Consider the following 15586-nt stretch of genomic DNA (forward strand, 5'->3'; position numbering starts at 1 on the left):
ACCGCGGACGTAGGCTGGCAGTGAAGGACCACAGACAACACCGACCACACGGGAGTCCCGGGTACGGGGACTGAGAGTGAGCCCGCCGGCTCTGACCGTCGCACCTGATCCGGGTCATGCCGGCGAAGGGAGTAGCAGTGCCGGATCCCGTCCAGCGGCTCGCCGTCATCGGTGGCGGCGTCATCGGGCTCGCCGTCGCGCGCCGCGCCGCGCAGGACGGCTGGCGCGTGCGCGTGCACCGCACCCCGGCACCGGGTGCCTCCTGGGTGGCCGGCGGCATGCTCGCCCCGCACAGCGAGGGCTGGCCCGGGGAGGAACAGCTGCTGCGGCTCGGGCTGGCGTCGCTGGACCTGTGGCACGGCGGATTCCTCGACGGCCTGCCGCCCGAGGTGGTCACGGCCCGCGAGTCGCTGGTGGTCGCCGTCGACCGGGCTGACACCGCGGACCTGAAGACGGTCGGGGAGTGGCTGGCGGCGCAGGGCCATCCCGTCACCCCCACCACGGCCGCTCGCGACGTCGAACCCCTTCTCGCCCAAGGCATCCGGCACGGCTTCCGCGCCGAGACCGAGCTCGCCGTGGACAACCGGGCGGTGGTCGACGCGCTGGCGGCGCACGCCGAGCGCCTGGGCGTCGAATGGGCGCCGCCGGTCACTGCGCTGAGCGAGGTCACCGACGCCGACGCCGTCGTGATCGCCAACGGCATCGACGCGCCCGCGCTGTGGCCCGGCCTGCCGGTCCGGCCCGTCAAGGGGGAGGTGCTGCGCCTGCGCTGGCGGCACGGCTGCCTGCCGATCCCGCAGCGGGTGATCCGGGCCCGGGTGCACGGCAGACAGGTCTACCTGGTCCCGCGCCGCGACGGCGTCGTGGTCGGCGCGACCCAGTACGAGCACGGCCGCGACACCGCCCCGACCGTGACCGGGGTGCGGGAGCTGCTCGACGACGCCTGCGCGGTGGTGCCGGCGCTGGGCGAGTACGAGCTCGCCGAATGCGCGGCCGGGCTGCGTCCGATGACGGCCGACAACATCCCGCTGGTCGGCCGGCTCGACGAGCGCACGCTGGTGGCGACCGGGCACGGCCGGTCGGGATTCCTGTTGGCGCCATGGACCGCTGAGGCGATCGCCGCGGAGCTGCGGGTGCGGGAAGGGGTGACGCTGTGAGGGTGACGGTCAACGACGAGGCGGTCGAGGTCGACGGGCAGACCACTGTCGGCGCGCTGCTGGCCCGGCTCGGCTATCCGGACCGGGGGATCGCGGTCGCGGTCGACTGGGCGGTGATCCCGCGGTCGCAGTGGGACACCGAGCTGGCCGACGGAGCGAAGGTCGACGTGGTGGCGGCGGTGCAGGGTGGCTGAGCACACGACAGGAAAGCTGAGCATCGCCGGCCGCGAGTTCGGCTCCCGGCTGATCCTCGGCACCGGCGGGGCGGCCAACCTCGCCGTGCTCGAGGAGGCGCTGGTCGCGTCGGAGACCGAGCTGACCACGGTGGCGATGCGCCGCGTCGACGCCGACGGCGGCACCGGCGTGCTGGATCTGCTGACCCGGCTGGGGATCACGCCGCTGCCCAACACCGCCGGCTGCCGGGGCGCCGCCGAGGCGGTGATGACCGCGCAGCTCGCGCGCGAGGCGCTGCAGACCAACTGGGTGAAGCTGGAGGTGATCGCCGACGAGCGGACACTGCTGCCCGACGCGATCGAATTGGTCGCAGCCGCAGAACAACTCGTCGACGACGGCTTCGTCGTGCTGCCCTACACCAACGACGACCCGGTGCTGGCCCGCCGGCTGGAGGACACCGGCTGCGCGGCGGTGATGCCCCTGGGTTCGCCGATCGGCACCGGCCTGGGCATCGCCAACCCGCACCACATCGAGATGATCGTGGACCGCGCCGGCGTGCCGGTGATCCTGGACGCCGGGATCGGCACGGCCAGTGACGCCACGCTGGCCATGGAACTCGGCTGCGACGCGGTGCTGCTGGCCACCGCCGTCACCCGGGCCGCAGACCCGGCGGCGATGGCCGCGGCGATGTCGGCCGCGGTCCGGGCCGGGTACCTGGCCCGGCGCGCCGGCCGTATCCCCAAGCGATTCTGGGCGCAGGCGTCCAGCCCGGCGATATGACCAGGTATGTGGCGCTGGGCAGTTCGATGGCTGCCGGGCCGGGGATCCAACCCAGGGTGGCGGGGTCGCCGCGTCCGGCAGGCCGGTCGGCGCGCAACTACGCGCACCTGGTGGCGGCCGCGCTCGGTCTGGACCTCGTGGACGTCACGTACTCGGGGGCGACCACCGCTCATGTGCTCACCGACACCCAGCGGGGCGCCGCACCGCAGGTCGACGCGCTCGACGGGTCCGAATCGCTGGTGACCGTCACCATCGGCGGCAACGACGTGGGCTACGTGCCGATGCTGTTCGCGGCCGGCCTGCCCCGCCCGGTACGACGAATCCCGCTGCTGGGCAGCAAGATCCGCAGTCTGGTGAACCCGGCCGAGCGCTATGTCGCGCTCGAGGAGGTCGGTGCCGCGCTCGTCGAGGTGGGCCGCACGCTCCGGCAGCGGGCACCGCGGGCGACCGTGTTGTTCGTGGACTACCTGACGCTGCTGCCGCCGGCCGGGCCCGCGTCACCGTTGAGCGATCACGACGCGACGCTGGGCAGGCACCTGGCGCTCGAGCTGGAACGGCTGACCGCGCAGGCGGCCGCGACGACCGGGTGCGGGCTGGTGCGCGCGGGGGCGGCCAGCCGCGATCACCACGGGTGGTCGCCGGACCCGTGGACCACCCGCTTCGGCTGGCCGGTGCCGCGCAGGCCGGCGCCGCTGCACCCGAACGCGGCCGGGATGCGCGCCGTGGCCGATCTCGTCGTAGCGGCGGCCAGCGGATGATCGAACTCGACGCGCTCACCAAGACGTTCGGCGCCACCCGCGCCGTCGACGGGCTGACCTGCACGGTCGAGCCGGGCGTGGTGACCGGGTTCCTGGGGCCCAACGGCGCGGGCAAGACCACGACGATGCGGATGATCCTCGGGCTGGACCGGCCGACCGCGGGTACCGCGCGGATCGACGGCAGCCGCTACCGGGACCTGGCCCACCCGCTGCGGACCGTCGGCGCGTTGCTCGACGCCCGGCAGGTGCACCCGAACCGGTCGGCGCGCCACCATCTGCGCTGGATCGCGGCGAGCAACCGGATCCCGGCCCGGCGCGTCGACGAGGTGCTCGACATGGTCGGGCTGACCCCGGCGGCCGGCACCCGGGCCGGCGCGCTGTCGCTGGGGATGAGCCAGCGGCTGGGCATCGCCGCGGCGCTGATCGGCGATCCGCCGGTGCTGCTGTTCGACGAACCGGTCAACGGCCTGGACCCCGAGGGCATCCACTGGGTGCGGTCGCTGATGCGGACCCTGGCCGGGGAGGGCCGCACCGTCTTCGTCTCCAGCCACCTGCTCTCCGAGATGGCCGACACCGCCGACCGGCTGGTGGTGATCGGCCGGGGAAAGCTGATCGCGTCCACCACCGTCGGCGAGTTCGTCGGCGGCTCCGGTGGCGGCGGTGTGGTGGTGCGCAGCCCGCAGGCCGCCGCACTGCGCGAAGCGCTGACCGCCGCGGGCATGACGGTGACCGGCGACGGTGATGCGCTGCTCGTCGCGCAGGCCACCACCGAGGCCGTCGGGGAGCTGGCCGCCCGGCACGCGATCGTGGTGCACGAACTGCGGCTCGAGCAGGCGTCGCTGGAACAGGCCTATCTCTCGTCCACCGCGGACGACGTCACGTACCGGTCGGCGCCGTGACGGCGTCCTCGGCGCTGGCCGCGCTGAACGCCGAGCGCATCAAGCTGACCACGCTGCGCTCGCCGCTGTGGTCGGTGCTGCTCGCCGCGGCGCTCAGCGTCGGCCTGGCCGCGACGGCGCCCCGGACCGCGGCGCTCGGCGTCGCGGCGTTCGGGGTGCCGGTGCTGATGGTGGTGGCCGCGCTGACGGTCACCGGCGAGTACCGCACCCGGATGATCGCGACGACGTTCCTGGCCACGCCTGCCCGGGCGGTGGTGCTGTGTGCGAAAGCCGTTGTCGCCGCGGTGTTCTGTGGACTGTCGGCGGCGCTGATGGTGATCGGGGCGTTTCTGGTCGCCGGGGAGCCGCTCACGGCGCGCACCGTGGCGGGGATCGCGCTGTACGCGGCGCTGGCGGCGGTGCTCGGCGTGGGGGTGGGGGCGCTGCTGCGGCACAGCGCCGGCGCGGTGTCGGTGCTGCTGCTGTGGCCGCTGCTGGTCGAGCCGCTGGTGGGCAACCTTCCCGGCCGCGGCCCGCAGGTGGGGCCGTACCTGCCGTTCGCGAACATGTTCCGGTTCCTCGACGTGCAGTGGCTCTTCCCGGGCTACGAGTGGCACTGGAGCACGACGGGCTCGCTGGCGTACTTCACCGCGCTCGTCGGCCTGGTGTTCGCGGCCGCGGTGATCGTGGTGAACCGCCGCGACGCGTGACCTCGTTCGGTGAACAGTCTGTCGACTTACTCAACACACTGTTGACCACGTCGACACAATGTTGATAGCTTTACATCATGACCGAATTTGTCGAAGTCGTCATTGTCGGGGCCGGGATCTCCGGCATCAGCGCCGCCTGGCACCTGCAGCAGCAGTGTCCGGACAAGAACTACGTGATCCTCGAACGCCGCGAGAAGCTCGGCGGCACCTGGGACCTCTTCAAGTACCCGGGCATCCGGTCGGACTCCGACATGTACACCCTCGGCTTCCACTTCAAGCCGTGGGCGACCGATCAGATGATCGCCGACGGCCCGTCGATCTGGAACTACCTGAACGAGGCGGCGACGGAGAACGGCATCGACAAGCACATCCGCTACGGCCAGAAGGTGCTCGCCGCGAACTGGTCCGACGAGCACCACCGATGGGAGCTGACCGTCGATCGCGACGGTGAGCAGACCGAGATCCACGCCAACTTCCTGTGGGCGTGCAGCGGCTACTACAACTACGACGAGGGCTTCTCGCCCGAATTCCCGGGCCTCGAGGACTTCGGCGGCACCATCGTGCACCCGCAGCACTGGCCCGAGAACCTGGACTACCAGGGCAAGAAGATCGTCGTCATCGGCAGCGGCGCCACGGCCATCACGCTGATCCCCGCGCTGATCGACAGCGGCGCCGGCCACGTCACCATGCTGCAGCGCACCCCCACCTACATCGGGTCGCTGCCCGACAAGGATCCCTTCGCCGCGCGCGCGTTCCGGCTGCTGCCGGAGAAGACCGCCTACACCGCGGTGCGCTGGAAGGCGATCCTGCAGGCCACCGCGCAGTACCAGCTCGCCCGCACCATGCCCGGCGTCTTCCGAAAGGCGTTGCGCACCATGGCCGAACGGCGGCTCCCGGCCGGCTACGACTACGACAAGCACTTCAGCCCCAGCTACAAGCCGTGGGACCAGCGCGTCTGCCTCGCCCCCAACGGCGACATCTTCAAGGCCATCCGCAAGGGCAAAGCCGACGTCGTCACCGACACCATCGAGAGCTTCACCGCCGACGGGATCGCCCTGGCGTCCGGCGAGCACCTGAAGGCCGACATCGTCGTCACCGCAACGGGATTGAACGTGCAGTTCTTCGGCGGCGCCCAGGTGCTGCGCAACGGTGAACCGCAGGACCTGTCGACGTCGATGGCCTACAAGGGGCTCATGCTCTCGGGTCTGCCGAACGTGGCGTTCACCTTCGGCTACACCAACGCGTCGTGGACCCTCAAGGCCGACCTGACCTCGGAGTACGTCAGCCGCCTGCTGCACTTCATGGACAGCAGGGGGTACGACACCGTGGTGCCGCGCGACCCGGGCGACGACGTCGAGCAGCTCCCGTTCGTCGACCTCACCTCCGGTTACATCAAGCGCGCGCTGGACAAGCTGCCGAAGTCGGGGTCGAAGACCCCGTGGCGACTCAAGCAGAACTACCTAGTGGACCTGCGCGTGATCCGAAACAGCAAGATCGACGACGGCACGCTGGAGTTCAGCAGGAACCGTGCCCTGGCGGAGGCGTCGGCGCGCGGCTGACACCATGAGCGGGTGACCACTGCGCAACGGCTGGTGTTCGAGCTCCCCCACCTGACGATCCACGCGCTGTCCTGGGGGCCGGCCGACGGCCGGTTGGTGCTGTGTCTGCACGGCTTCCCGGACAGTGCGTGGGGGTGGCAGAAGATGGCGCCGCTGCTGGCCGAACACGGCCTGCGGGTGGTGGCCCCGTTCTCCCGCGGCTACGCGCCGACCGGCCCCGCCCCCGACGGGGACTACCACATCGGCGCGCTGATGTACGACGCGCTGGCGGTCCACGGCGCCCTCGGCGCGCCGGCGGACGCCGTGCTGATCGGGCACGACTGGGGCGCGTTCACCGCGGCGGGGCTGGCCGCGTCGCCGGACTCGCCGTTCGCCACCCACATCACGATGGCGGTCGCGCCGATCGGCGCGATCAGCCGCACCCGCGGCGATGCCGGCCGGCAGCTGCGGATGCTGCCCCGGCAGCTGCGTAACAGCTGGTACATCCTGTTCTTCCAACTCCCCGCGCTCCCGGAAAACGTTCTGTCGCGGGTGATTCCGCGGCTGTGGCGGGACTGGGGGCCGCCCGGCTTCGCGACCGACGCCGAACTCGACGCGGCGCTGGCCGCCCTGCCGAGCCCGGCGCACCGGCGGGCGGCGGTCGGCTACTACCGCGCGATGGTGCGACCGTCCCGGCCCGCGGCGCGATACGCCGACCTGCACCGGTGGAGCCTGGAGCTGCCGCGGGTGCCCATCCTGCACCTGCAGGGATTGCAGGACGGCGCGATGCTGGCCGACTACGCCGAATCGGTGACCGACGTGCTGCCGGCGGGCAGCCGGGTGGTCACGCTCCCGACGGCCGGGCACTTCCTGCAGATCGAGGAGCCCCAGCTCGCCGCCGACGCGGTGCTGGACCATCTCGGCGCGCGCTAACGTGGTGCCCGTGACCCCCACCCGACCGGCGACGCGGCTCGCTGCCCTGTTCGCCGTCGCGCTGCTGGCCATCAGCGGCTGTGGCCGCGACAGTCGGCCCGCCCCCTCGTCGGCGCCACCGTCGGCCGATGTGGGCGCGGCCGCCGACTTCGCCGACGCGCTCTCGCGCAAGGTCACCGTCGACGCGACGATGACGCATCTGCGCGCCCTGCAGGACATCGCCAACGCCAACGGCGGTAACCGCGCACTCGGCACCTCGGGCTATGACGCCAGCGTGGACTACGTCGCCAAGGCATTGCGCGACAAGGGTTTCGACGTTGCGACGCCGGAATTCGAGGTGAGGTTGCCCTGGGCCGACGCCCCGTCCCTGACCGTGGCCGGCGACAAGATCTCCGCCAAGCCCCTGGAGTACACGGCGGGCGCGCCCGGTGGCGGCGTGTCCGGACCGATCGTCGCGGCACGCGCCGAGGACACCCCGGGGTGCACGGCCCAGGACTACGACGGGCTGCCGACCCAGGGTGCGGTGGTGCTGGTCGATCGCGGGTCGTGCCCGTTCGGCGACAAGCAGACCGCCGCCGCGGCGCGCGGCGCGGTCGCGTTGATCGTCGCGAACAACCAAGAAGGGGAGATGAGCGGTGGCACTCTCGGCGGGAACACAGATGTGAAGATCCCGGTGATCAGCGTCGCCCAGGCCGACGGGGCGCGACTGCGGGGCGAGGCGGGTGCGCCGGCCACGATCGTCATGAACGCCGGCGTCCGCGTCGAGAAGACCCGCAACGTGATCGCCCAGACCAAGACCGGTTCGACGTCGGACGTCGTGATGGTCGGCGCGCATCTGGACAGCGTGCCCGACGGGCCCGGCATCAACGACAACGGTTCCGGCGTCGCCGCGATCCTGGAAACCGCTCTGCAGCTGGGCAGTTCGCCCCAGGTCACCAACGCCGTGCGGTTCGGTTTCTGGGGCGCCGAGGAGCTGGGCCTGCTGGGGTCGAGCAACTACGTCGGATCGCTGGACGTCGAGGCCCTCAAGGACATCGCGCTGTATCTGAACTTCGACATGCTCGGTTCGCCCAATCCGGGGTACTTCACCTACGACGGCGATCAGTCCACCGCCCCGGGCCCGCAGCAGGGCGTTCCGCGGGTGCCCGAGGGCTCGGCCGGTATCGAGCGTGTGCTCGTCGGCTACCTCGACCGCGCGGGTAAACCGGCGCAGGACACGTCCTTCGACGGCAGGTCGGACTACGACGACTTCACCAAGGCGGGAGTGCCTGCCGGCGGCCTGTTCTCGGGAGCCGAGGAGAAGAAGACCGCCCAGCAGGCCGAGATCTGGGGCGGCGCCGCGGACCAACCGTTCGACCCGAACTACCACAAGGACACCGACACGCTCGACCACATCGACCGCACCGCCCTGCAGATCCACGGCAGTGGCGTGGCGTACTCGGTGGGCCTGTACGCGCAGGATCAGCGTGGCCGCAACGGGATTCCGGTGCGCGAGGACCGCACCCGCCATCCGCTGCCCGAGTCATGACGCGCAGGCACGTCGCCGCCGTCTTGGCGCTGCTGTGCTGTGTGCTGGCGGCCTGCTCGTCGAACGCCCCGGCACCGCCGTCTGACCTGGCCGCCGACCTGGCCGGGAAGGTGACGGTCGACGGGGTGTTCCGGCACCTGACCGAGCTGCAGAAGATCGCCGACGCCCACGACGGCAACCGTGCCGACGGCACTCGGGGCTACCAGGCAAGCGTTGACTACGTCGCGAAGCTGCTGCGCGACAAGGGCTTCGACGTGCAGACTCCGGAGTTCCAGCGGTTGTCCGGATCGCGGGGCGGCAAGCCGGCGCTGACGGTGGCCGGACGGAGCTTCCGTACCGACCAGGCGTCGCTGTTGATCACCACCAAGCCCGGCGGCCTGCGGGCGATCACCCTTCGCCCCCGCACGCCCGCGGGGTGCACGGCCGCCGACTACGGCTCCGTGGCGGTCAAGGGCGCCATCGCGGTGGTCGACGACACCTCGTGTTCGATCGTGGCCAAACACGATGCGGCCGTGGCGCGCGGCGCCGTCGGGGTGCTCGTGGTCAGCCAGGCCACGCCGGCCCGACCGGTGGGCGCCCCGCCGGGCCTGTTCACCCCGGGGTACTACCAGAGCATGACGATCCCGGTCGGCGTCATCGACCCGACGGCCGATGCCGCGCTGCGCCGCACCGAGGCGCCGGTCACGCTGGTGCTGGACAACAAGCCGGTGATGACCACGTCGCGCAACGTGATCGCCCAGACCCGCTCCGGTGACCCCGACAGCGTCGTGATGGCCGGCGCGCACCTCGACAGCGTCAGCTCGGGGCCCGGCATCAACGACAACGGAACCGGGGTCGCCACCATATTGGAGACAGCACTCCAAATGGGTCCCGAGCCCGGCGGTGCCAACGCCGTCCGGTTCGCGTTCTGGGGCGCCGGCGAGGTGTCCGCCGACGGGTCGACGAGCTATCTGCGGTCGCTCGACGCCGGCCGACTCGACGCGATCGCGCTGTACCTGGATTTCGACGTGCTCGGGTCGACCAATCCGGGCTATTTCACCGACGACGGAGACCAGTCCGCACAGACGGCGCCGACGGTTCCGGCTCTGCCGCAGGGATCCGCAGGCATCGAACGCACCCTGGCGGGACGGCTGTACGCCCACGGCGTGCGGCCGGCGGACATGCCGCTGACCCGCGGCACCGACTACGCCGCGTTCCTGGCGGCCGGGGTTCCGGTCGGCGGCGTCACGACCGGCACGTCGCAGCGCAAATCCGAGGTCCAGGCCAGGATCTGGGGTGGCAAGGCGGGCGTCGCCTTCGACCCGAACTACCACACCCGCGCGGACACCATCGACAACGTCGACCGGGATGCGCTCACCATCATGGCGTCCACGGCCGCATTCGCGGTGGGTGGCTACGCGCAGTCGATCGAGGGTGTCAACGGGGTTCCGGCGCACGATCAGCGGAATCGGCGTACGCCCTAGCCACCCGCGTGACGAACTGGTAGACACCGTCCTCGTCCGGGGCGAGCGGCCCGGGGCGCGCGTGCGGTGAACTGAGCCCGCGCTGCACCGACTCGCAGGCCGCCCAGTCCTGGCGATTGGTCAGATCCCAGAAGTCGACCGCGTAGGACGGGTCGAAGTCCGGTTGCGCGGCAACGTCTTTTGGGAACGCCCACGCGCACTCGACGTGGGTGCGGTCGGCGGCCAGCGGCGTCATCAGGTGCGTCATCACATAGTCGGGGTGCAGGCTGATGAGCAGGTTCGGGTAGGCCACCACGTACATCACGGTGCGCCGCTCCTGCTCGGACAGGCCCGCGATGGTCACCCCGCCGCTCCTGCCGGTCAGCGACATGGTCTCCGCGCCGTCGACGATCGACATCCAGCCGCCCATCCACGCGCCGTCGCGGTCCAGGTTCTCCCCACTGGTGGGCGGGCTGATCCGGGACAGCTCCGGGTGAATGCTCTGGCAGTGGTAGCACTCCTGGTAGTTCTCGGCGATCACCTTCCAGTTGGTGGCGAGCTCGTAGGAGTGGCGCGCGACCACCGTGAGATCCTCGGGCCGGTAGGGGGCCACGACGTCGTCCCACCCGGCGACGTGCCGGCTGAACTCAACGTCGGCGCCGCCGGAATCCACGAACAGCCAGCCGTGCCAGTCGACCAGCCGCAGTTCGGCCAGCCCGGACTGCGCGGGGTCGAAGCCGTCGACGTCCGCGAAACCCGGTGCATTGCGCAGACTTCCGTCGAGCCGGTAGGACCACGCGTGGTACGGACAGACGATGCTTCTCCCTCGCGCCGAAGCGCCGCAGGCCAGCAGCTCGTGACCACGGTGCCGGCAGGTGTTGGCGAACGCGCGGATCACGCCGTCGTCACCGCGCACCAGCAGCGTGCCTTTCGCACCGCTGCCGACCGCCTTCTGCGCGCCGACCGCGGCGAGGTCGGAAGCGTGGCCGACACAGGACCATCCGGAGAAGATGTTGCGCTGCTCCCAGGCGAACACGGCCGGATCGACGTACGCCTCGCGGGGCAGCATCCGGGACCGGCCGAACGGCGCCAGCGCCGCGGCGACTCCGTCGGGCGGCAGCGGGGCCGGATCGTGCTGTTTGAACATACAGTCAGTCTAGTGTCGTGGGTGGTTGTCGGTCCAGACCATCACAGCTCCCCGGCGAACGCGCCGATACCGCGATCGGCGGTGGTGTCGTCGTTGCGGGTCATCCGCCGGAACACCAGATAGCCGACGGTGACCGCCGCGAGCGCGGTGAGCAGCAGCAACGTCGCCAGGGCGTTGAGTGCCGGGGTGGGCGCACCGCGGGCGGTGTTGTAGATCTTCACCGAGACGGGCTCCGAGGACGCCCCGCCCGAGAGATACCGCACCATCACGAAGTCGTCGATCACGTCGGCGAACACCAGCACCGTGCTGGCGAAGATCGCGGGCATCAGCATCGGCATGATGACGCGGCGCAGCGCGCCGACCGGTGAGGCGCCCAGGTCCATCGCGGCCTCCTCGTACTGCGGTCCGATCGTGGCCAGCCGGGCGCGGACCAGGACGGCCGGATAGGAGACCTGAAAGGTGACCAGGCCGATCACCTGCGCGGTGGTGCCGAGCTCGATCGGCAGCGCGACGGTGGTGATCACGAACAGCAGCGCCACCGCGAGCAGCACCTCGGGCAGCACGAACGCGAGCAGCATCAGGAAGTTCGCTCCCGACGGGAGCCGGCCGCGCCACCGGTCGATGCCGAGCGCGAACAGCACACCGAGCGGCACCGTGATCAGCGTGGTGAGCACGCCGAGTTTCAGCGTCTGCAGCAGCGCGTCGTGCAGCGCCGCGTCGTGCCACACCGACAGCGTCTGGTCACCCCAGTACCAGCGGAACGAAAACCCCTGCCACACCGTGCGCGACCGGCCCGCGTTGAACGAGAACAGCACCGCGATCAGCACCGGCAGCAGCGACCAGAGCAGGTAGCCGACGGTCACCGCGACCAGGATCCGGGGCGGCCGCCACGGATCGTTCCACCATGTGACGGGGCTCCTCATGAGGCCACCTCGTCGCGGCGGCCGGTGACGCGGATGTAGTACAGCATCGGGATCAGCGCGGCGAGAAACACGAGCAGCACGAACGCGCCGGCCTGGCCGGTCTGGCCCGGGGTGAGCACGCTGTCGTTGATCAGGTTGCCGACCATCGCGGTCTTCGGCGACGCGGAGAGCATGTCGCTGGTGAAGTAGTCACCCAGCATCGGCAGGCACGTCAGCAGCACCGCGGCCACGATCGTCGGGCGGGCGAGCGGCAGCGTCACCCGCCAGAACGACGACGCACGATCGGCGCCGAGATCGCGGGATGCCTCGAGCACCGGCTGCGGGAGCCGGTCCAGGCCCGCGTAGAGCGGCAGGATCATGTACGGCACGTAGCCGTACACCAGACCCAGGATCACCACGGCGGGTTGGCCCGTCAGCCAGTCGATGTCTGGGGTGAACAGCCCGCCGAACCCGAGCACGGAGTTGACCAGACCGTCGTCCTGCAACAGGTTGACCCAGGCGAACATCCGCATCATGTAGCTGATCCAGAACGGGGCGATCAGCAGCGTCAGCAGCAGACCCTTGCGTCGCCCGGACAGCCGCGCGACGTAGTAGGCCACCGGGAAGGCGATGAGCAGGCAGGCCGCGCTGGCGGTCAGCACGTACACCGCGGTGCGCAGCAGTGCGGGCCCGAACACCCCGTCCGCTCCGACGATGTGGGACAGCACGTACAGGAACTGGGTGGGATCCCACTGCACGGGATTCCAGATCGGCACCGCGGTGCGGAAGATCGGATCGAGCCTGCCGAACACGATGCACAGCACCACGTACATCGGTGCGACGAAGAACAGCAGCAGCCAGACCACTCCGGGCGCCGCGAGCGCGGGCCATATTCCGCGGGACCGGTCGGACCTGCTGGACATGGGGAGAGCTTAGGACCCGCCGGCCTTGAACGTGCGCCAAACGTTCTGCCAGGCAGCGTCGTTGGCAGGATCCAACTCGAGAATCCGGTACCCGGCGTCGAACCACTCGGGCTTGACGATCGCCGTCGACAGATTCTGCGGGATGAAACCGTCCGATACCAACGCGTCGGGCTTGATCGAGTTCTGCGGTGGCTGGTAGCCGATCGCCGAGAAGTTCTGCATCGCCACCTCGGTGTCGAGCATGTGATCGAGGAACAGATGCGCGAGCACCGGGTTCTTGCCGCCCTTGAGCGTGACCAGCATGTCGTTGTCCACCATGCCCTTGCCGTCGGAGGGGAACCAGTAGCGCAGGATCTCCGGTCCGGTGCCCTCGGGCAGGTAGGACTGGGCGTTGATGATGTCGCCCGACCACATCTGGGCCAGTCCCAGCTGCCCGGCCGGCAGGTCGTTGTAGGCGGTGATGGTGACCTTCGGTGAGGTGGCCGCCACGAGCTGCTTGAGCTGGTCGCCGACCATCTTCAGGTCGGCCTCCGACGACGTGTTGATGTCGGTGATGCCGTTGCGCAGCAGCACCATGCCCATCGTGGTGTGCCAGTCGTCGAGGACCGCGGTCTTGCCCTTGTAGGCGGGATCCCAGAAGGCGTCGTAGGGGTTGCCGAGCGCTCCGATGTCCGCGGGCACCTGGTCGGTGCGCCAGCCGATGCCGGTGGTGTAGATCGTGTACGGGACGCTGTAGCGCCACTCCTGGTCGTACCAGGGGTTGGTGAAACTGGGCCAGACGTTGGTGATGTTCGGGATGTAGGTGTGGTTCAGCGGTCGCAACAGCCCGCCGTTGACCAGCCTGCTGATCTCGGTGTAATTGGCGTTGTAGATGTCGAAGTCGACGCCGCTGCGCAGCTTGGTCAGTGCCTCCCCGCCGTCGTTGAACGTCGAGATCTCAACCGTCACACCGTATTTCTGCTCGAAGGACTTCACGGCGTCGGGGCTGACGTAGTCGGCGTAGGTGTAGAGCTTCAGCGTGCCCTTCTCGGGGGCGAGGCCGTCGGCGATCGGCTTGTTGTCCTCGGGGATGTCCCAGGTGACCGGACTGTCCGGCGAGGCCAGCTTGAGCGTCGGGGTGGCACCCGTGCCCGAGGAATCCGATCCGCCGCCGCACGCGGCGAGGAACGCGCCGAGCGTGGGTGCGCTCGCGGCCAGAATCGCTGCGCGCGTCAGGAACTGACGTCGGGTGGTGGGCTCTGGCATCGGGCCTCCCCATTGATTTCGCGTCTTGTCGCTGGTAGGACTCTCGCATAGACTGAATGCTCAGTCAACCGACACGACCGGAGGTTCGCGGTGGCTGCGACGATGACGGCCCGATCCCTCGACTCCCTGATCGCCGAACAGGAGGAGATCTTCCTGCGCCGTCAGCCGCGCAGCGCCGAACTGATCGAGATCGCAGGCACGCACCTGGCCGGCGGCGCGACGTCGAACTGGCAGATCGCCGAACCGCAGGCGGTGTGGATGAGCCACGGCGAGGGCTCGAAGGTGTACGACGTCGACGGCACCGAGTACGTGGACATGCACGGCGGCTACGGCGCATCCATTGCCGGACATGCCCATCCGGCGATCGTGGCTGCCGTCAGCGACCGCGTCCGCCGCGGCACCCACTTCGCGCAGCCGACCGAGGACGCGATCTGGATCGCCGGGGAGTTGGCGCGCCGGTTCGATGTGCCGCTGTGGCGGTACGCGAACTCCGGCACCGAGGCCACCATGGATGCGATCCACCTCGCCCGCTCGGTGACCGGGCGCGATCTGATCATCAAGGTCGAGGGCTGCTATCACGGCCACCACGACTCGGTGCAGGTGTCGGTGCTGCCCGAGGCCGACGAGGTGGGACCGCGCGACGCACCCGTGTCGGTGCCCGGAAACACCGGCATTCCCAGTGCTATTCGCGACCTGGTGGTCGTGGTGCCGTTCAACGACGTCGACGCGGTCGCGCGCGCGCTGAACCGGAACCGCGGGCAGGTGGCCGCGATGATCCTGGAGCCGGTGATGATGAACGCCGGCATCATCGCGCCCGACGACGGCTACCTCGCCGCGCTGAAGGACCTCCTGCACGCCGACGGCGCCCTGCTGATCTACGACGAGGTGAAGACCGGCTTCACCACCGGGCCGGGCGGCATCACCGGCCGCAGCGGGGTGGTGCCGGACATGGTGTGCCTGGCCAAGGCACTCGGCGGCGGCATCGCGGTGGCCGCGATCGGGGGCAGCGCCGCGGTGATGTCGGCGATCGCCGATGGCCGCTACGAACAGGTCGGCACGTTCAACGGCAACCCGCTCGCCATGGCCGCCACTCGCGCCACGCTGTCGGCGGTGCTCACGGCCGACAACTACGCCTACCTCGACGCCCTGTCGGCGCGGCTGCGCGCCGCCCTGGAGGCGGTGATCGCCGAGTACGGATTCGACTGGCACGTGGTGGCCCTGGGCGCCAAGGGATGTGTGACCTTCCGGCGGGAGCCGGTGCGGGAGTTCCGCGACTTCCTCGAGATCGACGCGCGGCTGGGCCATCTGCACTGGCTGATGCAACACAACGGTGGCGTATTCCTCCCGCCATGGGGGAAGGTGGAGCAATGGCTGTTGTCGGTTCAGCACACGGTCGACGATGTCGACAGGTTCGCGCGGAACTTCGCCGCGTTCGCCGGGGCGGTCGCCGCGTCGCACTGACGGCGCAGGT

At 70.3% G+C, this 15586-nt stretch carries 15 protein-coding genes and 1 riboswitch; of the genes, 11 read left to right on the forward strand and 4 right to left on the reverse strand.

What is annotated here, in order from left to right:
- Positions 1-38 precede the first annotated feature (38 nt).
- A riboswitch (TPP riboswitch) is annotated at positions 39-148 on the forward strand.
- The 10 genes from thiO (at position 138) to MCHLDSM_RS12815 (ending at position 9919) form a co-directional block, all read left to right on the forward strand.
- Positions 138-1157: a glycine oxidase ThiO gene (thiO, locus tag MCHLDSM_RS12770; RefSeq protein WP_048470415.1), complete on the forward strand. Its 1020-nt coding sequence runs from the start codon at positions 138-140 to the stop codon at positions 1155-1157. (Overlaps the previous riboswitch by 11 nt.)
- Complete coding sequence (gene thiS, locus MCHLDSM_RS12775) at positions 1154-1351, forward strand: sulfur carrier protein ThiS (protein WP_048470416.1); 198 nt, start codon at positions 1154-1156, stop codon at positions 1349-1351. The genes thiO and thiS overlap by 4 nt, the downstream gene beginning before the upstream one ends.
- Positions 1344-2111, forward strand: a complete 768-nt coding sequence (gene thiG / locus MCHLDSM_RS12780) for a thiazole synthase (RefSeq protein ID WP_048418875.1) — start codon at positions 1344-1346, stop codon at positions 2109-2111. Before thiS ends, thiG begins: the two co-directional genes overlap by 8 nt.
- Positions 2108-2869, forward strand: a complete 762-nt coding sequence (locus tag MCHLDSM_RS12785; RefSeq protein WP_082168853.1) for an SGNH/GDSL hydrolase family protein — start codon at positions 2108-2110, stop codon at positions 2867-2869. Before thiG ends, MCHLDSM_RS12785 begins: the two co-directional genes overlap by 4 nt.
- Positions 2866-3768 carry an ATP-binding cassette domain-containing protein gene (locus MCHLDSM_RS12790; protein ID WP_048470417.1) on the forward strand — a complete coding sequence of 301 codons (903 nt, stop codon included), beginning with the start codon at positions 2866-2868 and terminating at the stop codon, positions 3766-3768. Before MCHLDSM_RS12785 ends, MCHLDSM_RS12790 begins: the two co-directional genes overlap by 4 nt.
- Complete coding sequence (locus MCHLDSM_RS12795) at positions 3765-4457, forward strand: ABC transporter permease (RefSeq protein WP_048470418.1); 693 nt, start codon at positions 3765-3767, stop codon at positions 4455-4457. The genes MCHLDSM_RS12790 and MCHLDSM_RS12795 overlap by 4 nt, the downstream gene beginning before the upstream one ends.
- A gap of 77 nt (positions 4458-4534) precedes the next feature.
- Positions 4535-6016, forward strand: a complete 1482-nt coding sequence (locus MCHLDSM_RS12800) for a flavin-containing monooxygenase (RefSeq protein ID WP_048470419.1) — start codon at positions 4535-4537, stop codon at positions 6014-6016.
- Positions 6017-6028: 12 nt separating this feature from the next.
- Positions 6029-6928 (forward strand): alpha/beta fold hydrolase, encoded by a 900-nt coding sequence (locus MCHLDSM_RS12805; protein ID WP_048470420.1) that lies wholly within the window; start codon positions 6029-6031, stop codon positions 6926-6928.
- A gap of 10 nt (positions 6929-6938) precedes the next feature.
- A complete protein-coding gene (locus MCHLDSM_RS12810) occupies positions 6939-8456 on the forward strand; it encodes a M28 family metallopeptidase (protein ID WP_048470678.1) in 1518 nt (505 codons plus the stop codon).
- A complete protein-coding gene (locus MCHLDSM_RS12815) occupies positions 8453-9919 on the forward strand; it encodes a M28 family peptidase (protein ID WP_048470421.1) in 1467 nt (488 codons plus the stop codon). The genes MCHLDSM_RS12810 and MCHLDSM_RS12815 overlap by 4 nt, the downstream gene beginning before the upstream one ends.
- Here the strand turns inward: MCHLDSM_RS12815 and MCHLDSM_RS12820 are convergent.
- From MCHLDSM_RS12820 to MCHLDSM_RS12835, 4 genes are read right to left on the reverse strand one after another with little or no spacing between them, the layout of a single operon-like run.
- The gene (locus MCHLDSM_RS12820; RefSeq protein ID WP_048470422.1) at positions 9873-11045 is read right to left on the reverse strand and encodes an aromatic ring-hydroxylating oxygenase subunit alpha; all 1173 of its coding nucleotides are present in this window, start codon (positions 11043-11045) and stop codon (positions 9873-9875) included. The two genes, MCHLDSM_RS12815 and MCHLDSM_RS12820, sit on opposite strands and share 47 nt — an antisense overlap.
- Positions 11046-11086: 41 nt before the next feature.
- On the reverse strand, positions 11087-11968 hold the full coding sequence (locus tag MCHLDSM_RS12825; protein WP_048470423.1) for an ABC transporter permease: 882 nt from the start codon (positions 11966-11968) through the stop codon (positions 11087-11089).
- On the reverse strand, positions 11965-12870 hold the full coding sequence (locus tag MCHLDSM_RS12830) for an ABC transporter permease (RefSeq protein ID WP_048470424.1): 906 nt from the start codon (positions 12868-12870) through the stop codon (positions 11965-11967). The genes MCHLDSM_RS12825 and MCHLDSM_RS12830 overlap by 4 nt, the downstream gene beginning before the upstream one ends.
- A gap of 9 nt (positions 12871-12879) precedes the next feature.
- Entirely contained in the window at positions 12880-14115 is a 1236-nt protein-coding gene (locus MCHLDSM_RS12835) for a polyamine ABC transporter substrate-binding protein (protein ID WP_048470425.1), read from the reverse strand.
- A gap of 102 nt (positions 14116-14217) precedes the next feature.
- On the opposite strand from MCHLDSM_RS12835, the gene MCHLDSM_RS12840 reads away from it, so the two are divergent.
- The gene (locus MCHLDSM_RS12840; protein WP_048470679.1) at positions 14218-15576 is read left to right on the forward strand and encodes an aspartate aminotransferase family protein; all 1359 of its coding nucleotides are present in this window, start codon (positions 14218-14220) and stop codon (positions 15574-15576) included.
- Positions 15577-15586: the final 10 nt, after the last annotated feature.

Origin of the sequence: Mycolicibacterium chlorophenolicum (assembly GCF_001044235.1) — a bacterium.
Lineage (GTDB): Bacteria > Actinomycetota > Actinomycetes > Mycobacteriales > Mycobacteriaceae > Mycobacterium > Mycobacterium chlorophenolicum.

Bases quoted from the DNA above. Each gene is read 5' to 3' on its own strand.
- MCHLDSM_RS12785 (WP_082168853.1), top strand. From the start codon at position 2,108: ATGACCAGGTATGTGGCGCTGGGCAGTTCGATGGCTGCCGGGCCGGGG.
- MCHLDSM_RS12790 (WP_048470417.1), top strand. From the start codon at position 2,866: ATGATCGAACTCGACGCGCTCACCAAGACGTTCGGCGCCACCCGCGCC.
- MCHLDSM_RS12840 (WP_048470679.1), top strand. From the start codon at position 14,218: ATGACGGCCCGATCCCTCGACTCCCTGATCGCCGAACAGGAGGAGATC.
- MCHLDSM_RS12830 (WP_048470424.1), bottom strand. From the start codon at position 12,870: ATGTCCAGCAGGTCCGACCGGTCCCGCGGAATATGGCCCGCGCTCGCG.
- MCHLDSM_RS12835 (WP_048470425.1), bottom strand. From the start codon at position 14,115: ATGCCAGAGCCCACCACCCGACGTCAGTTCCTGACGCGCGCAGCGATT.
- MCHLDSM_RS12800 (WP_048470419.1), top strand. From the start codon at position 4,535: ATGACCGAATTTGTCGAAGTCGTCATTGTCGGGGCCGGGATCTCCGGC.
- MCHLDSM_RS12820 (WP_048470422.1), bottom strand. From the start codon at position 11,045: ATGTTCAAACAGCACGATCCGGCCCCGCTGCCGCCCGACGGAGTCGCC.
- MCHLDSM_RS12815 (WP_048470421.1), top strand. From the start codon at position 8,453: ATGACGCGCAGGCACGTCGCCGCCGTCTTGGCGCTGCTGTGCTGTGTG.
- MCHLDSM_RS12825 (WP_048470423.1), bottom strand. From the start codon at position 11,968: ATGAGGAGCCCCGTCACATGGTGGAACGATCCGTGGCGGCCGCCCCGG.